Genomic DNA, 17,913 nt, shown 5'->3' on the forward strand with positions numbered 1-17,913 from the left:
CGACAGAAGAAAGGAAGAACAAATGAGCAAAATTCAGGAATTACTTTATAAACTGGTATCTGTGCAAAGTGATACAGGAACCAAACTGGAGGTGGACATGGCGGAATACCTCTTTGATATCGTCAAAGAGCAGGCGTATTTTCAGGAGCATCCCCAGCTCTGTGGCATGTATTACGGAGATGACTTTTTAAAGAGACCCATTGTATGGGCCTTGAGAAAAGGAAAGAGCCAAAATACCATCATTCTCACTGGACATTATGATGCGGTGGGCTTGGAACCTTATGGAACTGTGAAGGCCTATGCCTTGAAACCGGAAGAATTGAAGGAAAAATTAAAAGATCTGGAGCTGTCTCCGGAAATAAAGGCCGATCTGGAGAACAGTGATTGGCATTTTGGACGGGGAATCAATGACATGAAGGCAGGTCTGTCCATCAATCTGAATGCCATAGATTCCATTGAAGATGCTGAGGCAAATATTCTCTTTATGGCCGTCCACGACGAAGAAAATTTATCGGCAGGTATGAGGCAAGGGACCAAACTTCTGGTAGAGCTGTCTGAAAAACACCATTTAGATTATAAACTCATGGTCATTACAGAGCCTCACACCCGAAGTGCAGATGATCGGTTTAAAATGTTTACCGGAACGGTGGGTAAAATCATGCCGCTGATCGTGGCCAAGGGAAAGACCACCCACATCAGCGACGTGATGAACGGGCTGAACGCCACCCTTATCACATCCCGGATTGTAACCGAGCTGGAACTGAATCCGGAGCTTTGCTCTTCCGATTTGGGCATGATGACCACGCCGCCTACAGTGCTTTATGCCAGAGATTTAAAGGGAAGCTATGATGTTTCCATGCCGGAATACAGCGCCTTTTACTTGAGTTTTTCCTTTTTAAAGAGCAAGACAGCAGAACAGATTTTAGGCGAAATAAAGACCACAGCGCAAGGAGCATTCCGGAAGGTCATTGAGAAATATCAGGCGGCGCAAAGGTACTTGGACGAAAAAGGCGTGGAGCAGACCGGCAGTAAACAGGATTTTGAGCCTTTAGTTTATACCTTTGAAGAATTACAGGAAATCGCAAAAAAGAATAATCCTCGTTATGGGGAAGAAAGCCATCAGTTGTATGAAGAAGTTTCTGCACAGGTTCAGTCCGGAGAACTGACCATTCAGGATGCGGGTATCCAGATTGTAAAAAGAGTGATTCAGCTTTCTCAGATAACGGAGCCACTGGTGGTGGTAGGCGTGATTCCGCCTTATTATCCGCCGGCTAACAACAGTTACTTGGCTCAGGGAAGCGAGCGGTTTGAAGAGTGCCTGGAAACGATTTTGACGAAAAAGTATGGATTAAAAGTGGATAAAGAAGCATACTTTATGGGAATCAGCGACGGAAGCTATACCTGCTGTGCCAACCGGGCTGCAGAGCAAAAAATCATGGCGAGCATGGTCACTTCTGAAAATATGTACCATATTCCATTTGAGTATATGGAAAAGCTGTCCGTGCCATTTTTAATCCTGGGGCCATGGGGCAAGGATTATCATACCATCAGCGAGCGGGTCTATATGCCAGATGTGGAAAAGACACTGCCGGAACTGATCCAGAACTTGGTCTACATGGTGTAGTATAGTATTAAATCCCAACTATTCACTGCTTTCTTAGCGAATGGCTGGGATTTTTTAGTCCTCAATTTTGTAAATAGGAGCAGATAGCTTCCTTCTATAATTTGCTCCAATTGTATAATGTGTAGGGCATCTACAGTCAAGTGGACATCAAATACAGTTATATTGACTTTTTGATTCTGCCGACCTATAATCATTATGAAATTGTAAGGAGGCTCTGATAAACTGGCTTTCTGACGGAGCTTCCATGAACTATATCAACCAAAAGAACCGATACATAATTGTTCCTCCAGTGGCTGCACTTCACATTAGTTATAAGCAGAAGAGAGAATTAGAAAAATGGAGCTTAAGATCTTGGAGGGATTGCGGGAGGACTCAAAAATGGAGCCTAATCAGAAATATGCGTCAGGTGGCAGGTTAAAATCGGAAAGGAAGTGATGAAGCTGAAAATTAAGTCTATAAAGAGATTTACTCCCGCGGTTACGGTCATAATTCTGTTTGGCGTAATTAGTTTACTTGGAGATATGGTCTATGAGGGCGCCCGGAGTGCTAACAGCCAGTATTTTAATCTGCTGGGGGTCAGTGCGGCACAAGTAGGTCTGGTTTTTGGCATTGGGGAGTTCCTGGGATACTTTTTAAGGCTGATAGCCGGCGTCCTATCGGATAAAAGCGGCAAGCATTGGATCTTTATTTTTGCCGGTTATGGGATGCTGCTGGTGGTGCCTGTTATGGGATTTACGATGAACTGGGATATCCTGATTGTTCTCCTCCTGATGGAACGAATTGGAAAGTCCCTTCGAAATCCCGCAAAAGATACCATTTTGTCCGGAGTTGCAGAGAATCAGGTGGGAACCGGATTTGCCTTTGGACTTCAGGAGGCTCTGGATCAGATCGGCGCATTTAGCGGCCCTCTGATTTTCTCGCTGGTTTTCCTTGTTGCTGGCAGGAATGGAATCCAGGAATACCAGTTAGGCTATAAATGGCTTGTTGTTCCATTTATTCTTTTGATGCTTTTTGTGGGCTATGTCTACCGCAAGATCAAAGGTTATGGCTTGATCAGCAATCTTAAGATAAAGGAGTTCCGTTCAGAAAGACTCCAGCCGATTTTCTGGATCTATACGGCCTTCACCTTTTTCTGCACCTTGGGGTTCGTCAATTTCAGCCTCATAGGCTATCACCTGAAGGCAGATCACCTGATGTCGGACGGAAACATCACGCTGCTATATTCGGGAGCGATGGCTGTGGATGCTGTAACAGCACTGATTGTCGGGAAGCTATATGATAAAATGAAGAAAAGGACAGGTAGTAAGACAGGAGGGCTCACCGTTTTAATGGCGATTCCATTTATTACGCTGCTGCTTCCATTTCTGACGATGGGGAAATCTCTCTTTTTGATCGTGATTGGTATGATGATCTTTGGTGTGATCATGGGCACCCATGAAACCATTATGCGGTCGGCTGTCGCAGATATTACGCCCTTTTATAAACGTGGCACCAGCTTTGGGGTTTTTAACACCGGATACGGTCTGGCTCTTCTGATCAGCTCGGCGTTGATGGGATGGCTGTACGATATGAATCAAACTGGAATTATTATCGCTTTCACCTGCGTTGCGGAAGCCATCGCCGTTTTTCTGTATTTTAAAATGACCCATACGGTAACAAACCAGTTCTGATAATTAAAAATGCTTAGCTTATAGGCAGAAGCCAGATGAGCAGATAGGAGAAATTGAAATGAAAGTAAAAATTAATGAAGGCTGTATTGGCTGTGGATTATGTGAAGAAACCTGTCCTGAGGTCTTTTCATTAAAAGAGGACGGAAAAGCTCAGGTGGATAAACAACCGGAACCGTCACAGCTAAGTCAAGTGCAAGAGGCTGTCGAATTATGTCCGGCACAAGTTATTGAATTATCTAATTGGTAAAGTGGCGGACGGCAATTATCTAAAATCAGCACAAGGTACAATATATCCGCTATCAGCCGATATCCATAATTACTGTACGTTCCTGTTACTTTGCTCTACGGAGCGTAGATTGCTTTTATAAGCTGTCCGCGCTATTATTAAAGCAGGAGGTGAATAAGAACATGGATATGAAACGAAGAAAAGAACTTTTAGATGAATATAAAACCCGCCGGCCGGAAATGGGCGTGATTTCTTTTAAATGTGCTACAACCGGGGAGTCCTTTTTGGGGATCTCCACAGACACCAGAGCAGATTTTAACAGCAACCGGGCGAAGCTTTCAATGAATTATCATCCGAATAAACGCTTACAAGAGCTTTGGAATCAATACGGAGAAAGCAATTTTGAGCTTTCCGTATTAAAAACTCTGAAATATGAGAACCGGGAAGAAGATCACACCCTTAAGCTGGAGAGCCTGCGGGACGCGTGTTTTGCAGAGGATTCACGAGCAAGGCGAATTTGGAAATGAACGGGATATCAGCACATTTAATTTATCATACCTTGCTTTTATGGGAATATCAGGAATTGAAAAAGCCAGCGGTTTGAAACGCTGGCTACGAACGAAGTCCTGTGAATAAATCAGCCTTGAATATAGGTGTTTGTGGTTGAACTGGTGAAGGAATACAAGGGACGACCCAGTATTTTTTCCAGAGTCATGCCTAAGCGGTATAATTGCTGATGATCAATACCGGTCTCGATATTCATTTCGTTCACCATAGTAGTAAAATCTTCCGTACTGACCAGACCGGTCCTTCGTGAATCAAAATAATAATCTCCGGAGCCGGGCACAGGTACTCCATCCATAAAGTTGGCGACCTGACCGCCGATTCCCCCGATACTGACATCAAATGTGGTAATACCAGCCTGCATGGCAGTTAAATAACCTGCAATGCCCGTTCCTCGAATGTCGTGAATGTGGAAGGAGTGCAGAGATGGATCAGGATATTTGCTCAGTACTGTCTGGAAATACTCCATGATTTCAATCGGTGTGGCTTTGCCGTCGGGGTCTGAATGCTCTATCTCATCGAATCCTATGGAAAACATTCTATCCATAAATTCATACGCTTTTTCGATAGGAACACTCCCCTGAATCGGACAGCCGAAAATGGTACCGATATTGCCGAATACTTTTTTTATTCCTGCGTCGTGCAGGATTTTTATATTTATTTCGGCTTCTTTGAACAGTTCATCATGTGTACGCCTCATGTTTTTTAAAGCATAGGCTTCACTTGTGGCAATCTGCCCGGTTAATACGCGGTCGATTTTGACGCCCTGATTTACCAGATCAGCTGCGCGTTCACAGGCTTTCTTTGTCAGTGCAAGGACAGTATATTCCACATCATCACGCGGCGGCAGTCTTTTAAGCAATTCATCAATATCTTTAAACTGTGGGACATACTTGATGTGACTTAAGGAGCCCACTTCAATCTTTTTAAAACCGGCCTGTATCAATTTGTCAGCTATATATAGCTTTGCCTCCAATGGAATATACCGTTCCTCATTTTGGAGTCCATCTCTAAGGGTCACATCAATGATCTGCAACTTTTTCGGTAAATTTAATTTCATTTGTTAATAAACCTCCTCAATAGACCTGTACTGGCAGGACTAGGTTTTTGATTCTGACATACATTTAATGAATGATCAAACTCAATTTTGTGATTACGCAATCTGGTTATATATAATGCAAAATTTATGCCAAACAGGAGTTGTAATTTTATCAGAAATTTTTTTTAAATCTATGTTATAATTATCAAAAAATAAGTCTGTTTAATACTTCACGAGACCTTTTAATCTACAATGGAGGAAATAGGAATGAAGATATACGATATTATGAAGCCTTGGGAGGGAGAATGGATCCCGGAGCGGGGTATCGATCTGAACAGTGATATTCAGACGTTAAGGGCGGTGGACTTAGATATCTACGGTGCGAGAGCAGATGTGACCGATCAAGAAGGCCGAAAAGTTGGAGAAGTGGATATAGATATACTGAAATATTTGGTGGATATTTCAACATCCCAGGTGTTGGACAGCATTCTGGATAAATTTCAGGAAGGCGTGATTGCTATTGATGCTCGGGGCAGGATTTTTTATCTGAATCATGCGTACTCCAAGATTTTGGATATTCCCATACGAAAAATAATAGGGAAGAATATTCGTCAGGCGGAGCCCGGCGCAGAGATCATCAATGTGCTGGAGACCGGAATCCCCATTACCAAGCAAAAACAATACATAAAGACTCTGGATAAGTATGTATCTCCCAAGATCTATCCTATGAAAGAAAACGGACAGATCATTGGTGCCGTATCTATTTTCAAGGACACTACCAAGGAGGTCAAGTTAAAAGAGGAAGTGGTAAAGGCCAATGAAATCGCCATGAACTTTAAACGTCAGATAGAGGCGCAGCAGGAGCTTTCAAAACTGGAGATCGTCGGAAAGAGTACGGAATATCTTAAAACGGTTTCACAGGCATTGATCGTTGCAAAGACGGAAGCGTCGGTGCTGATCAAAGGAGAGAACGGCTCAGGAAAAGAAGTCATAGCCAAAATGATCCATATGAACAGCGGAAGGAAAGATCACCCAATGATTACGGTGAATTGCGCTGCAATTCCTGAAAACCTTATTGAAAGTGAATTTTTCGGATATGAAGGAGGCGCTTTTACCGGAGCTAAGGCCAAAGGCCAAATGGGGAAGTTTGAACTGGCTAATGGCGGAACGCTGTTTCTGGATGAAATCGGCGATATGCCATTTTCCATGCAGGCTAAGCTTTTGAGAGTCCTGCAAACTGGGGAAATCGAAAAAATCGGAAGGCAAAAGAACGTTCCTGTAAATGTAAGGCTGATAGCAGCAACCAATCAGCCGTTGGAAGATATGGTAGCAGAAAAGAAGTTCAGACAGGATCTCTATTTCCGTTTAAATATAGTAGAAATTAATGTCCCCTCCCTCAGGCAGCGGAGAGAGGATATCGGTTTGTTCGCAAATTACTATTTACAGAAATATAATCAGCAGTACCAGAAATCTGTTGCTCTTTCCCCGGAGGTCCTTTCCTTTTTTTATTCTTACAGTTGGCCGGGTAACGTGAGAGAACTTCAAAATTGTGTGGAATATGCAGTGATTATGTGCACGGAGGATTCTTTTGGCCTGGAATATTTACCTCCTCATATGCTCCAGCCTGCGCCATCAAAAGAAGGAGAAGGAGCATACCGGGGGGAGTCCTTGAAAAAGGCGGTGTCTACATTTGAGAAAGCGGTAATATTGGACGCTATGGGAAAGTTTAAAGGAAACAGAAATGAAGTTATGCAGGCTTTGGGGCTAAGCAGGAGGACTTTTTACCGAAAACTGAAAGAATACGAGATTAATTGTGACAAAAAGTAAACTAAAGTGTCGATTTTGGCACTTAAAAACCTTGTCCCTTATTTAAAAGTGTCATAGATGGCACTTTTTTCTATTTATATTGGCTGGAAACAGATAAGGAGGCCAGAAAAATTTTTGAAAACAATGATTTCAACCCCTTTATAACGTTGGCACAAAAATTGCTTTTGATAGATATAGAATAATTCTAATACGTTAGTCGGTAAAGAAAGGATGGAAAACGATGAAAACAAGCAGCTATTCAGGTTTTTACAAATTATCACCAGAAGACAGGTTAAAAGAAGTAAGGGAATTTACAGGTATTTCTGAAGAAGAAGCAGAGGTTATCAGTGTTCCTGGTGCTTTAAGCATGGATAAAGCAGATCACATGATCGAAAACGTTATAGGAACCTATCAGTATCCTTTTGGTGTTGGACTCAACTTTCTCATCAACGGAAAAGACTATCTGATTCCTATGGTCACAGAGGAACCTTCCGTTCTGGCTGCCGCCAGCAATGCGGCGAAGATGGCCAGAGATAACGGCGGATTCTTTGCAAGCAACTCTGGCTCTGTTATGATTGCTCAGGTTCAGGTTCTGGATGTTCCGGATCCCAATGGGGCTAAAATCAGAATATATGAAAACAAAGATAAAATTATTCAAATTTGCAATGAAAAAGACCCGGTGCTGGTGGAGCACGGCGGCGGAATGCAGGATTTAGATGTGAGAATTATTGACAGTATCATCGGGAAAATGGTGGTGGTGCATCTCAAGGTCAATACGCTGGATGCAATGGGCGCCAACGCTGTGAATACTATGGCAGAAGCAGTCGCACCTTATATTGAAGAACTGACAGGAGGCACTGTATACCTGAGGATTCTATCTAATTTGGCAATCCACAGACTGGCTCGCTCCAGAGTAACCGTTAAAAAAGAATCTCTTGGAGGAGCAGAGGTCGTTGATAAAATCATTAAAGCGTATGCTTTTGCTGCGGCAGATCCGTTCCGGGCAGCAACTCACAACAAAGGAATCATGAACGGCATTATTCCGGTGGTCATTGCTACGGGTAATGATACCAGAGCCATTGAGTCGGGAGCACATGCCTATGCAGCCCGTTCCGGACAATATACTTCACTTACCACATGGGAAAAAAATGCGGAAGGTGATTTGGTAGGAACGATTGAATTGCCTATGGCTGTAGGTCTGGTGGGCGGAGCTACAAAAATTCATCCGGCAGCCCAGATCGCTGTAAAAATGTTGGGGGTAAAGAGTGCTTCTGAGCTGGGTGAAATCATTGCCAGCGTAGGTCTGGCACAGAACCTGGCAGCTATAAAAGCGCTGGCTACAGAAGGAATACAAAGAGGGCACATGTCCCTGCACGCGAGAAACATTGCATCAGTTGCAGGTGCCAAGGGGGATGTCCTTGAAAAAATCGTTGACAGAATGGTAAAAGAAAAGAAAGTCAGACTGGAATATGCCCAGGAGCTCATGAAAGAATATTCCAAGTAAAGACAAAAAAGGAGGAATATGAAACATGGAAGAAAAGAAACATTTTTACGCGGATGTATGGGGAGATACGGTAGAGATTCGTGATCTGTTCATCGCAGTGATTATAGGAATTGTTATCAGCTTGTCCCTGTTTATTTTGGGATTGCAGTTCCTTCAGGGAAGGCTCACTGATGTAGCGCCAAATCTTGTAAAAGCCTATGCTTTGCTGATTGGCATTCTGGGGTCTTTGATCAGTGCTGTAATTTCTGCAAGCCTTTTTAAACCAAAACGTATTTTAAATGAAAAACATTTCTCTGAGGAAGACCGAAAGTCCGTACTGGATGAACTTGGAATTAATAAGGAAAAAGAGGCAGAAGCCTTGAAAAATGCTGAAAAACAAGTGATTGCTGAAATGAAGAGTCTGAAATTATATGAAATTTTTGCCGGTGATGAAGAAACGAAAGGATAGGTGAGTCAGGAATGGAAGCAACTTTACTATATGATTTGATGTGGGGAGTGGGAGGCGCCCTGCTGGGCGGACTGATCTTTTCCTTTATGGGCTTGATATCCGGCACGGATGAGACGGCCACCGTTGCCCCTCTTACGCTCCTGATCATTTTGCTGGGATTTCCGCCGGTGGCAGTTTTTTCCTTCTTTATAGGTTCGGCGGTCTCGAAGCATATGACCCATGCAATCCCCACAGCGCTCATGGGCGTTCCAGGAGATACCATGGCGGTTCCGCTTCTGGAGCACGCCAATGTACTGAGGCGGCTGGGCGTTCCTCATGTGGCTCTGCGTAAAATGATATCCGGAGCGATCTGCGGAGCCTTTATCGCACTGCCGATTTCTGTAGGATTTGCATCCCTGTTGGCTCCTTTTGGAGACATAGTAAAAGAATGGGCACCTATCATTTTCATTATCGCAGCGGTCATTATTGCGTATACTTCAAAGGGTAAATGGGCCAGTATTTTTCTCTTGATTCCATTTGCCGTATTTCTTCAAGGCCTTATCAAAATGGCCGTGGCAGCAGAGCATGCGGTTTCTATCAGTATCTTTTTGGGAATTGCCATAGGGCCGATGTTTGCGGATATTGTTACCCTGCTTTCCCCGGCTACCCGCAGCATGCTGACCAGAACCGGCCCGAAAGAATTTTGGCTGGCTCCGGAAATGAAGACCTGGAAGGGATATTTTCCTAATCCTTTGAAGATACTGTCTCCAAAACAGGCAGCCTATACCGCAGTGGGTGCGGGGATTTCTGCGCTGACCTTCACTTTCAGCCCTGTGGGAATGACGGTAATGGCAGGAGAGATTATTTCATCTAAGGTAAAAGGAACGTATCAAAGGCTGACAACGACTCTGTCCGTGATGAATGCGGTGACAGAAGCAACTTATATCGCAGAGGCCATCATACCCCTTATCGCGTTTGGAATCCCTCTAAGCCCGGTAGCGCTTGGGCCTGCGGGACCTCTTTTCAATGCTCCGCCGGTTTTCTCCAGCGATCCTGTACATAATCTGCACAGCATGATGGAACCGAGTCAGTTCCTGCTGTTTGGATTTATCGGAATCATTGTGGCAGCTCTGATTGCTTATCCTTTTTCCATGAACTACGCAAGAAAAGCCAGTGTTTTGGTTCTTCGAAAAGTAAGTCAGGAAGCCATTATCTGTATGTTTATGGGATTGATTATCGTTCTCTCTTTCTATGAAGCGGGAATTATTGGAATTTTAGTATCTGTTACGATCGGTATCTTTGGAGGAATTTTAAATAAGTTCTTCGGAGTGCATACAGGCGTTCAGTTCATGACCTTCTATGCATCCACATGGATGGTAGCGAAGCTTTTTGGATTCCAATAGTAACTTTGAACAGCTGGGTTCAAGGTTAACGTCCTGATCGTCATACATGAAAAAATACCGTAATTGTTGGTAAAATAACAATTACGGTATTTTTTATTCACTATTGATACAAATGAAAAGTGATACCGTCTTTCATTTTAATTCTCCGTGTCGGTCAATTTATCTAAATTTTCAACTGCAATTTGTCCGATATGAGTTAGTGCAATACTGCCAAGCTCCAGATCTGCCATATCAAACAGAAAGTTCTCTTTTCCTTTGGCCTGCATGACAGTCTCTTTAAAGTAAGCGTACAGTGTGGAGTCCGAATAGTCGGTATAATCTCCGTTTTCTAAGGGCTCTTCATAATCTAAAGTAAGGAGTCCCTTTGCTTCAAGAGCTTTCAGCACATCGGCGGTACGCCTCACTGTGTCCATAGAATCGTTTCTGTCGTGGAGATAAACAGGCGCCAGCGCAACAGACTCTAAATGGCTGGACTGGCTGCTTTTCAGAACAAATTGGGCTAAGGGCAGATAAGGTGTCTGTGCTAATTCTGTTAAAATCTCAATTTCTTCTTCTGACAGCTGTATAGTGGTTTCATGATGCCCGCAGCAGCATCCGCCGCAGGCCTGTCCATTCTCTTCCATTTCGTTTCCGTTGTCGTTATGAGAACAGCAGGACTGGTTATGTGAATGATTCATTATGCGTAATCCTTTCTATTTTTCATATAATCGCTTGGCCTTAAATTTTGGTTAGCAAAAGCTAATTGTTTAACCTAGAATAGCATAGGAGGATAGGCTTGTCAACAATATGAAATATTATTTGCTCTTTTCCCCATTTTCATTTAGTATATAAGAGAAAAGCCCAAATTTAACGAAACATTTAAAAACTTAACGGAAAGAAAATGCAGGAGGGAAAGGGAAAAGTGTGTAAAGAATGGGAGTAAAGAGATTAAAAAGCGTAAAAAATGGTTTGTTTTGTGCAGTGCTTGCAGCCGTAATGACAGCTGTCATGCTGTTTCCGAATATCACCTATGGTTATGGGGCTGAAAAAGACTTTAAGGTCATCGGGTATTATTGCGGTGAATGGTTTGATGTGCCGGTGGAAAAGCTGCAGGCAGACAAGCTGACCCACATTATGTATGGATTTTTGATACCGAAAGAGGATGGCAGCTTCAAGCCTTTTGAAGAACCGGAAGAACTGAAACAACTGATTGAAAAATGTCACAATGCAGGAACAAAGGTCTTTGTTTCCATAGGCGGATATTCAGATAAGGACGGAGTGCCGTTATTCCCGACTTTTGAAAAAATAGCGGCGGATGACAACCTGAGAAAGATTTTCGTCGATCATGTGATGGACGTGGTTCAGCAGTATGGTTTTGACGGAGTGGAATTGGATTGGGAATATCCCAAATACAGTACCAGCGCAGATTATGAAAAGACTGTGGTGCAGCTGTCTGAAAAACTGAAACCGTTAGAAAAAGGATTGTCAACAGCATTACCGGGAACAGGAACCACAAATGGTCAAAATGTCTGGGAAGCTCTGGCAGGCGTCACAGATAAAACCTTAAGCTGTTTTGATTTTATCAGCTTGATGTGCTATGATTTGAAAACCGATCCGAACCACAGTCCGATATGGTATTCGGAGACAACGATAAACTATTGGAAAACCTATCGGAATATACCGGCTGAAAAGTTAGTGCTGGGTATGCCACTGTATGCGAGACCAAGCTGGCAGCAATATCGATTCCTGGTGGACATGAACAGAGAATATGCCTATATGGATATGGTGGATACGCAGCCGCTCCAATCGACTTATAACGGGCTCAACACGCTTCGAGAAAAGACCATGATCGCATTGAGAAAAGCCGGAGGGGTTATGCTGTTTGATGTCAACGAAGATACATATGATGATACCAGCGTTGTATCAATGATCGATGATACGCTTCATGCCATGAACGGATTGAGCAGGGAACAGCTGAACAGCTATATAGGGCTTGTCATAGACAATAAGCCTTTGATTTTCAGTGAAAAGGATGGAATGGGAATGCCGTTTATAGACCAAAATAACAGAACCCTTGTCCCAGTTCGTAAGCTACTGGAATCTGTGGGAGCTGAGGTCAGCTACAGCGCAGATGCAGACGGAAAGACGAAATCTGTGGAGGCCGTCTTGAAGGATACGCATATTAAGATTAATATAGGCAGTGCGCAATATTGGGTCAATGACAAAGAAATGAACATGGATACCACTGCTGTGATAAAGGGCGGAAGGACTTATCTGCCGGCTCGTGCAGTACTTGAAGCCTTTGGGTATGATATGTCCTACAGTGCGGCAGGTAAATGTGTATATGCCACATCAAAGAATAAGAATTAGACCAGTCTTAAAGACCGTCTCCTGAGATAAGAGACGGTCTTTAATTTTTGGCAGGTCTGTGTCAGCCTCTCAGCATATGACTTGTATTTTGTATGTCAGCCCCGGCGTAATCTCTTTCAGGCTCTCGCAGATTCGTTCCAGAGCATTCTTTCGGTATTCTACAGAGGTGTTTTGGTTTCCCTGAATGACAAACAGAACTTTCGTTGTATTCTCTTCGATTTTATAGAGCTCGGAATCCCGGCAGTCCAGATATGCCAATATACCCTTTTGATCACGATATATAAAATCATAATCGGCGACCTTTTTCTCAGGAGCCATAATAGGATAGAAGATATCTTCCCTATGGGAAACCGTAAACTCAATGGGAAATTCAATTTTGTCCAGATCATGGGCACCTATTGATAAATACGATTGGAGTGTTTCCGTATTGTAAATATCCACAATCGTATTAATTCTTGGCATGGAGCCTCTTCTCTGAATGTTTTTAATGAGGGATTCAGCAGTAGGGGGATTTTTCTTTGCACTCCGTCCAATTTTTTGTACTAAATTTCTATACCCGGCTATTACGGGATTTTCATCCAGTTCATCCGGTTGAAGAGCTAATGCTCTTTCTTCTCTGCTTTTTAGAAGCTCTAAAATTTTGTCAGGCAGCGTAACAGAGGAATCTGTTCCTTCTACAACTGCTATCACAATGTCGTGAATACCCAGATTCACTAAACTTTCATTTAAAATAAAATTCATTTTCACCCTCCTGTTATGATGCCACAGTTATGCGGAAAACTGACTGTTATATAAGTTTGCATAAAACCCATTCTTGTTAAGAAGTTCCTCGTGCTTGCCCTGTTCAATGATATTACCGTCCTTCATGACCAGAATCACGTCTGCTTCTTGAATTGTGGATAGGCGATGTGCCACGATAAAGCTGGTTCTTCCGCGCATGAGCAGGGAAAAGGCTTCTTGTATTTTAAGCTCCGTACGGGTGTCGATAGAGGAAGTTGCTTCATCCAGAATCAACATAGGCGGCAGGCACAGCATGACGCGTGTAATGCATAAAAGCTGCTTCTGGCCTTGAGACAAGCTTCCGCCGTCTTCGCCTATGACGGTATCATACCCATTGGGAAGCCGCTTAATAAAGCTGTGTGCATGAGTGGTTTTTGCCGCAGCAATAATTTCTTCGTCTGTGGCCTCCGGTTTTCCCATGGTGAGATTTTCCCGAATGGTTCCGGATTTCAGCCATGTGTCCTGCAGGACCATGCCATAGCTGTGCCGCAGGCTCTTGCGGGTGACTTGACGAATATCACATGATTCTACCTGAATGCATCCGCTGTCAACGTCATAAAACCGCATCAGCAGATTGATCACTGTAGTTTTGCCGCATCCAGTAGGGCCAACGATTGCAATTCGCTGTCCGGGCTTTACCGTAAGATTAAAATTACGTATTAATTTTTTATCCGGCGTATAGGAAAATTCTACATTCTCCATAGAGACATTTCCCTGAACGCCTTCCAATCTTACAGCGGAGTCTGAATCCGGCATCTGAGGCTCCTCTTCTATTAATTCAAATATTCTGGAAGCACAGGCCAGAGCATTTTGAAGCTCTGTAATAACGCCTGAGATTTCATTGAAAGGCTTGGTATACTGGCTGGCATAACTCAAAAAACAGGAAAGCTGTCCTACGGTGAAGGCACCTCCGGTTGCAACACAGCTTAATGCTCCTGCCAGACCTACTCCGGCATAGACCAGACTGTTTATAAAACGGGTAGCCGGATTGGTAATAGAGGAGAAAAAAGTGGCATGGAGGGAGTATTTTGTAAGGCGGTCATTGATTTTATCGAATTGTTTCATCACTTCCTGTTCATGAGAAAAGGCCTGCACTACTTTTTGACCATGAATCATTTCATCAATAAGAGCAGTCTGTTGCCCGCGGGCTTCGGACTGCAGCCAGAACATCCGATAGGTCTTCTTGGCAATGAAACGTGCTACGAACAAAGACAGGGGAGTTAAAACGACGACTACAAGAGCAATTTTCCAGCTGATGGAAAACATAAAGAACAGTGTACCAAAAATCGTTAGAGCTCCGGTAAACAACTGTGTAAATCCAAGGAGAAGACCGTCTGCAAACTGATCTACGTCTGCAATGACACGGCTGACGATTTCCCCATAGGCATGGGCATCAATATATTTCAGCGGAAGCTTTTCAATTTTTTGGAAGGCTTCTTTACGGACATCACGGATGACCTGAAAGGTAATTTTATTGTTGATCGTATTCATAATCCATTGCAGAAGGCCGGTAATGCCAACGATAACCCCTATTTCCCCAAGCAGCAGCAGGATGCCTGAGAAGTTCACCCTGTCCTTTCCAACGATCAGATCTATGGTATTACCAATGAGAATAGGCACGTAAAGAGTCAGAACAACCGTCAGAGCGGCAAAAAGTATGGAAAGGATCAAAAGCAGACGGTAGCGCTTTAAATAATCCAGCACTTTTTTCCCGGTGCCCTTTTGAGCCGTATGAGTTTTCTTAAAAGCCGCCATGAGCAGAGTCCTCCTTTCTGAACTGGGATGCATATATTTCCTGATAGACCTTGCAGGATTGCATCAGGTTTTTATCCGTACCGATTCCGGCAACCGCACCGTCATCCAGAACGATGATCTGGTCACAGTGCTTTACTGAAGAAATCCGCTGAGAAACAACAAATACGGTAGGTCGGTTCTCCATGGTGCCAATGGCCTTGCGGAGAGCCGCATCTGTTGCAAAATCCAGTGCGGAGGAGCTGTCATCCAGAATAAGGATTTCCGGCTGCCTTACCAATGCTCGGGCAATGGTAAAACGCTGTTTCTGGCCGCCGGAAAGATTCTTGCCGCCTTGATCGACCATATAATCCAGCCCGCCTTTATTTTCCGTAACCTCTTTAGCCTGCGCAATCTCCAGCGCCTGAAAAATCTCTTCATCCGTTGCGTTCTGTTTTCCCCATTTCATGTTGGAACGGATGGTTCCTTTAAACAGGATGGACTTCTGGGGAACGACGCCGATCTTATCCCGCAGCATGTTGACGGGATATTCTTTCACAGGGATTCCGTCAACTAGAATGTCTCCTGCCGACGCTTCGTAGAATCGGGGAATCATGTTCACAAGCGAGGATTTCCCCGAACCGGTACCGCCGATGATTCCGACGATTTCTCCGGGCCTTACTTTGAAATTAATATCTGTCAGAGCGTTATCTCCGGCATTTTTATAGCGGAGGTCCACGTGATTGAATTCAACCATAAAGAGGCTGTTTTTAGGGGCAGGTATATGTTCTGATTCCGTAAAATCGGAAGAAATCTCAAAAATCTCTTGAATACGGTTCCCGCATGCAATAGATTTATTAATTGTAATAATGAGGTTTGCCAGCTTAACCAGTTCTGCAAGGATCTGGGACATATAGTTATATAAAGCTACAACGGTGCCCTGTGTGATGATTCCCATATTTACTCGGATTGCACCGGTCCAGATGAGCCAGATGATAGACAGATTGATGATAATATAAGTAATGGGATTCATCAGAGCAGAAATGCGGCCGACATATTTTTGAATTTGAGTCAGTTCTTCATTACAACCTTCAAATTTGCGGATTTCATCTTCTTCCATGCAAAAAGCACGGATAACACGAACTCCGGTGAGGTTTTCTCTGGTGATACGAAGAACCTGATCCAGCTTTGATTGCACTTTCTTATAGAGCGGGATGCACCAGAGCATGATGCCAAATATTACAACAGACAGAAAAATAATGGCTGCAACAAACACCAGTGCAGACTGGACATCAAGCATAAAGGCCATGATCATGGCACCAAACACAATGAAGGGCGAACGAAGCAGCAACCGAAGTGTCAGATTTACACCGGATTGTACTTGATTCATATCACTGGTCATTCGGGTAATCATGGTTGAAGTGCCGAGCGTGTCCAATTCGGAATAAGAAAAGGATTGAATATGTGCGAACAACGCATGTCTTAGATTTTTCGCAAACCCGGCAGCCGCCTTTGCCGCATAATATTGGGCGGTGATGGAGCAGGCCAGACCGATGGTCCCAAGAGCTGCTAAGAGCAGGCACATGCGGAAAATATAGCCCGTATCCGCATATCGGATACCGTGATCAATAATTCTGGCTATGACAAGCGGTACCAATAATTCAAAGGAGGCCTCTAAGAGTTTGAAAAGAGGACCGAGAATGCTTTCTTTTTTGTAATCTTTTAAGTAAATTAATAGCTTTTTCAAAGTAAATCTCCAATATAATTCATTTTCCGATAGGTATACTATACCATATAATTATACCATAAGAGTTATCTATTTAGTCTGTACAAAAGGAGCAGAATCTAGTATGCTGAATATATAAAGGTTTTTTGTTTATTTTGTTGCATTAATATTTTTTTAGGAGGATATCATATGAGATTTTGTTGGAGCACATTAAATGTGAAGAACTTGGACGAATCGATTACATTTTATCAGGAAATTCTTGGTCTGGAGATGAGCAGAAGGGTCAGCGGCGGGCCGAACACAGAGATCGCCTTTTTAGGGGAGGCCGGCCAAACAGAAATCGAGCTGATCTGTGACGGAGACAACCAATCTGTCAACGTTGGTCCGGATATTTCGTGGGGTTTTGAAGTGGATTCTCTCGATAAGGCACTGGAGAAGGTGAAAGAAAAGGGAATAAAAGTGGAAAGCGGGCCAATTCAGCCGAACCCGCATGTAAAGTTTTTCTTTATTAAGGATCCCAACGGCATGAGGATACAACTGGTTGAACAAATTGCTTAGAAAAAGAATCCGGAGTTAACAGGCATTATTTCAATGTACAAGACTTGTCAGGAGGCGATTTTTATAGTTGGGTTAATCTGTATGATAGGAATTTTATTCGTATTTATACTATTCATAAAATTAACAGGGGTAGGAAGCTGGAAAATAATATTAAATCAGATTTTATCAGCATATATTGACGTGAAACGATTACATCCCAATTTGTCAGATAAAGACGTGTTCATGCGCATATTGGATGAGAGATATAAAACGGAACGGTATCGTGCAAAAAAAGAGAAAGCAAAACGCATGATCCAGAAGGAAATCGAGGAAGGGCGGTCCATATTGAATCAGTATAGTCTGCCCATATTGATTTACATCAGCCTGATTATTGAGAAAAATAAAATATTGAACCGCGCTTTGAGCGCACAGGAAGTGCTCACCATAATCAGGGCGGAATTGCGAAGACAAGGGTTTTTTGATTGCAATATGGAAGAGATCATTTAGAGAATTCTTAAAATCCGTAG

16 protein-coding genes are annotated in these 17,913 nt (G+C 43.3%); 11 read left to right on the plus strand and 5 right to left on the minus strand.

The features are described 5' to 3' along the window. Window positions 1-22 precede the first annotated feature (22 nt). The 4 genes from EQM06_RS03335 to EQM06_RS03350 all read left to right on the plus strand — a co-directional run bounded on the left by EQM06_RS03335 (window position 23) and on the right by EQM06_RS03350 (window position 4,047). Window positions 23-1,624: a M20/M25/M40 family metallo-hydrolase gene (locus EQM06_RS03335; protein WP_128744990.1), complete on the plus strand. Its 1,602-nt coding sequence runs from the start codon at window positions 23-25 to the stop codon at window positions 1,622-1,624. A 434-nt stretch (window positions 1,625-2,058) separates the two neighbouring features. Continuing rightward, window positions 2,059-3,294: an MFS transporter gene (locus EQM06_RS03340; protein WP_128744991.1), complete on the plus strand. Its 1,236-nt coding sequence runs from the start codon at window positions 2,059-2,061 to the stop codon at window positions 3,292-3,294. 58 nt (window positions 3,295-3,352) lie between these two features. After that, window positions 3,353-3,541: a ferredoxin gene (locus EQM06_RS03345; RefSeq protein WP_128744992.1), complete on the plus strand. Its 189-nt coding sequence runs from the start codon at window positions 3,353-3,355 to the stop codon at window positions 3,539-3,541. Window positions 3,542-3,702: 161 nt separating this feature from the next. After that, entirely contained in the window at window positions 3,703-4,047 is a 345-nt protein-coding gene (locus EQM06_RS03350; protein ID WP_128744993.1) for a GIY-YIG nuclease family protein, read from the plus strand. 110 nt (window positions 4,048-4,157) lie between these two features. On the opposite strand, the gene EQM06_RS03355 is transcribed toward EQM06_RS03350, so the two are convergent. Then, complete coding sequence (locus EQM06_RS03355) at window positions 4,158-5,144, minus strand: beta/alpha barrel domain-containing protein (RefSeq protein ID WP_128744994.1); 987 nt, start codon at window positions 5,142-5,144, stop codon at window positions 4,158-4,160. 246 nt (window positions 5,145-5,390) lie between these two features. Between EQM06_RS03355 and EQM06_RS03360 the strand changes: the two genes are divergently transcribed. From EQM06_RS03360 to EQM06_RS03375, 4 genes are all read left to right on the plus strand, one after another. Further along, on the plus strand, window positions 5,391-6,950 hold the full coding sequence (locus EQM06_RS03360; RefSeq protein WP_128744995.1) for a sigma-54 interaction domain-containing protein: 1,560 nt from the start codon (window positions 5,391-5,393) through the stop codon (window positions 6,948-6,950). Window positions 6,951-7,170: 220 nt separating this feature from the next. Further along, window positions 7,171-8,433, plus strand: coding sequence for a hydroxymethylglutaryl-CoA reductase, degradative (locus EQM06_RS03365; RefSeq protein WP_128744996.1), 1,263 nt, complete (start codon window positions 7,171-7,173; stop codon window positions 8,431-8,433). Between the two features lie 25 nt (window positions 8,434-8,458). Next, the gene (locus EQM06_RS03370; protein WP_128744997.1) at window positions 8,459-8,881 is read left to right on the plus strand and encodes a hypothetical protein; all 423 of its coding nucleotides are present in this window, start codon (window positions 8,459-8,461) and stop codon (window positions 8,879-8,881) included. Between the two features lie 11 nt (window positions 8,882-8,892). Continuing rightward, window positions 8,893-10,263, plus strand: a complete 1,371-nt coding sequence (locus EQM06_RS03375) for a tripartite tricarboxylate transporter permease (RefSeq protein ID WP_128744998.1) — start codon at window positions 8,893-8,895, stop codon at window positions 10,261-10,263. Window positions 10,264-10,400: 137 nt separating this feature from the next. Here EQM06_RS03375 and EQM06_RS03380 read toward each other — a convergent pair whose 3' ends face one another. Beyond that, window positions 10,401-10,940, minus strand: coding sequence for a hypothetical protein (locus EQM06_RS03380; protein ID WP_128744999.1), 540 nt, complete (start codon window positions 10,938-10,940; stop codon window positions 10,401-10,403). Between the two features lie 235 nt (window positions 10,941-11,175). Between EQM06_RS03380 and EQM06_RS03385 the strand changes: the two genes are divergently transcribed. After that, window positions 11,176-12,612 carry a glycosyl hydrolase family 18 protein gene (locus EQM06_RS03385; RefSeq protein ID WP_128745000.1) on the plus strand — a complete coding sequence of 479 codons (1,437 nt, stop codon included), beginning with the start codon at window positions 11,176-11,178 and terminating at the stop codon, window positions 12,610-12,612. Between the two features lie 69 nt (window positions 12,613-12,681). On the opposite strand, the gene EQM06_RS03390 is transcribed toward EQM06_RS03385, so the two are convergent. The 3 genes from EQM06_RS03390 to EQM06_RS03400 are packed head-to-tail and all read right to left on the minus strand — an operon-like array spanning window position 12,682 to window position 16,870. Next, entirely contained in the window at window positions 12,682-13,353 is a 672-nt protein-coding gene (locus tag EQM06_RS03390; protein ID WP_128745001.1) for a B3/B4 domain-containing protein, read from the minus strand. A gap of 27 nt (window positions 13,354-13,380) precedes the next feature. Then, window positions 13,381-15,147, minus strand: coding sequence for an ABC transporter ATP-binding protein (locus EQM06_RS03395; protein WP_128745002.1), 1,767 nt, complete (start codon window positions 15,145-15,147; stop codon window positions 13,381-13,383). Next, entirely contained in the window at window positions 15,134-16,870 is a 1,737-nt protein-coding gene (locus EQM06_RS03400) for an ABC transporter ATP-binding protein (RefSeq protein WP_128745003.1), read from the minus strand. The genes EQM06_RS03395 and EQM06_RS03400 overlap by 14 nt, the downstream gene beginning before the upstream one ends. Before the next feature lie 168 nt (window positions 16,871-17,038). Between EQM06_RS03400 and EQM06_RS03405 the strand changes: the two genes are divergently transcribed. Further along, window positions 17,039-17,407, plus strand: a complete 369-nt coding sequence (locus EQM06_RS03405) for a VOC family protein (RefSeq protein WP_128745004.1) — start codon at window positions 17,039-17,041, stop codon at window positions 17,405-17,407. A gap of 33 nt (window positions 17,408-17,440) precedes the next feature. Then, a complete protein-coding gene (locus tag EQM06_RS03410; protein ID WP_205666585.1) occupies window positions 17,441-17,893 on the plus strand; it encodes a hypothetical protein in 453 nt (150 codons plus the stop codon). The last annotated feature ends 20 nt before the right edge of the window (window positions 17,894-17,913 follow it).

This window comes from Aminipila luticellarii (genome assembly GCF_004103735.1).
Taxonomy (GTDB): domain Bacteria; phylum Bacillota; class Clostridia; order Peptostreptococcales; family Anaerovoracaceae; genus Aminipila; species Aminipila luticellarii.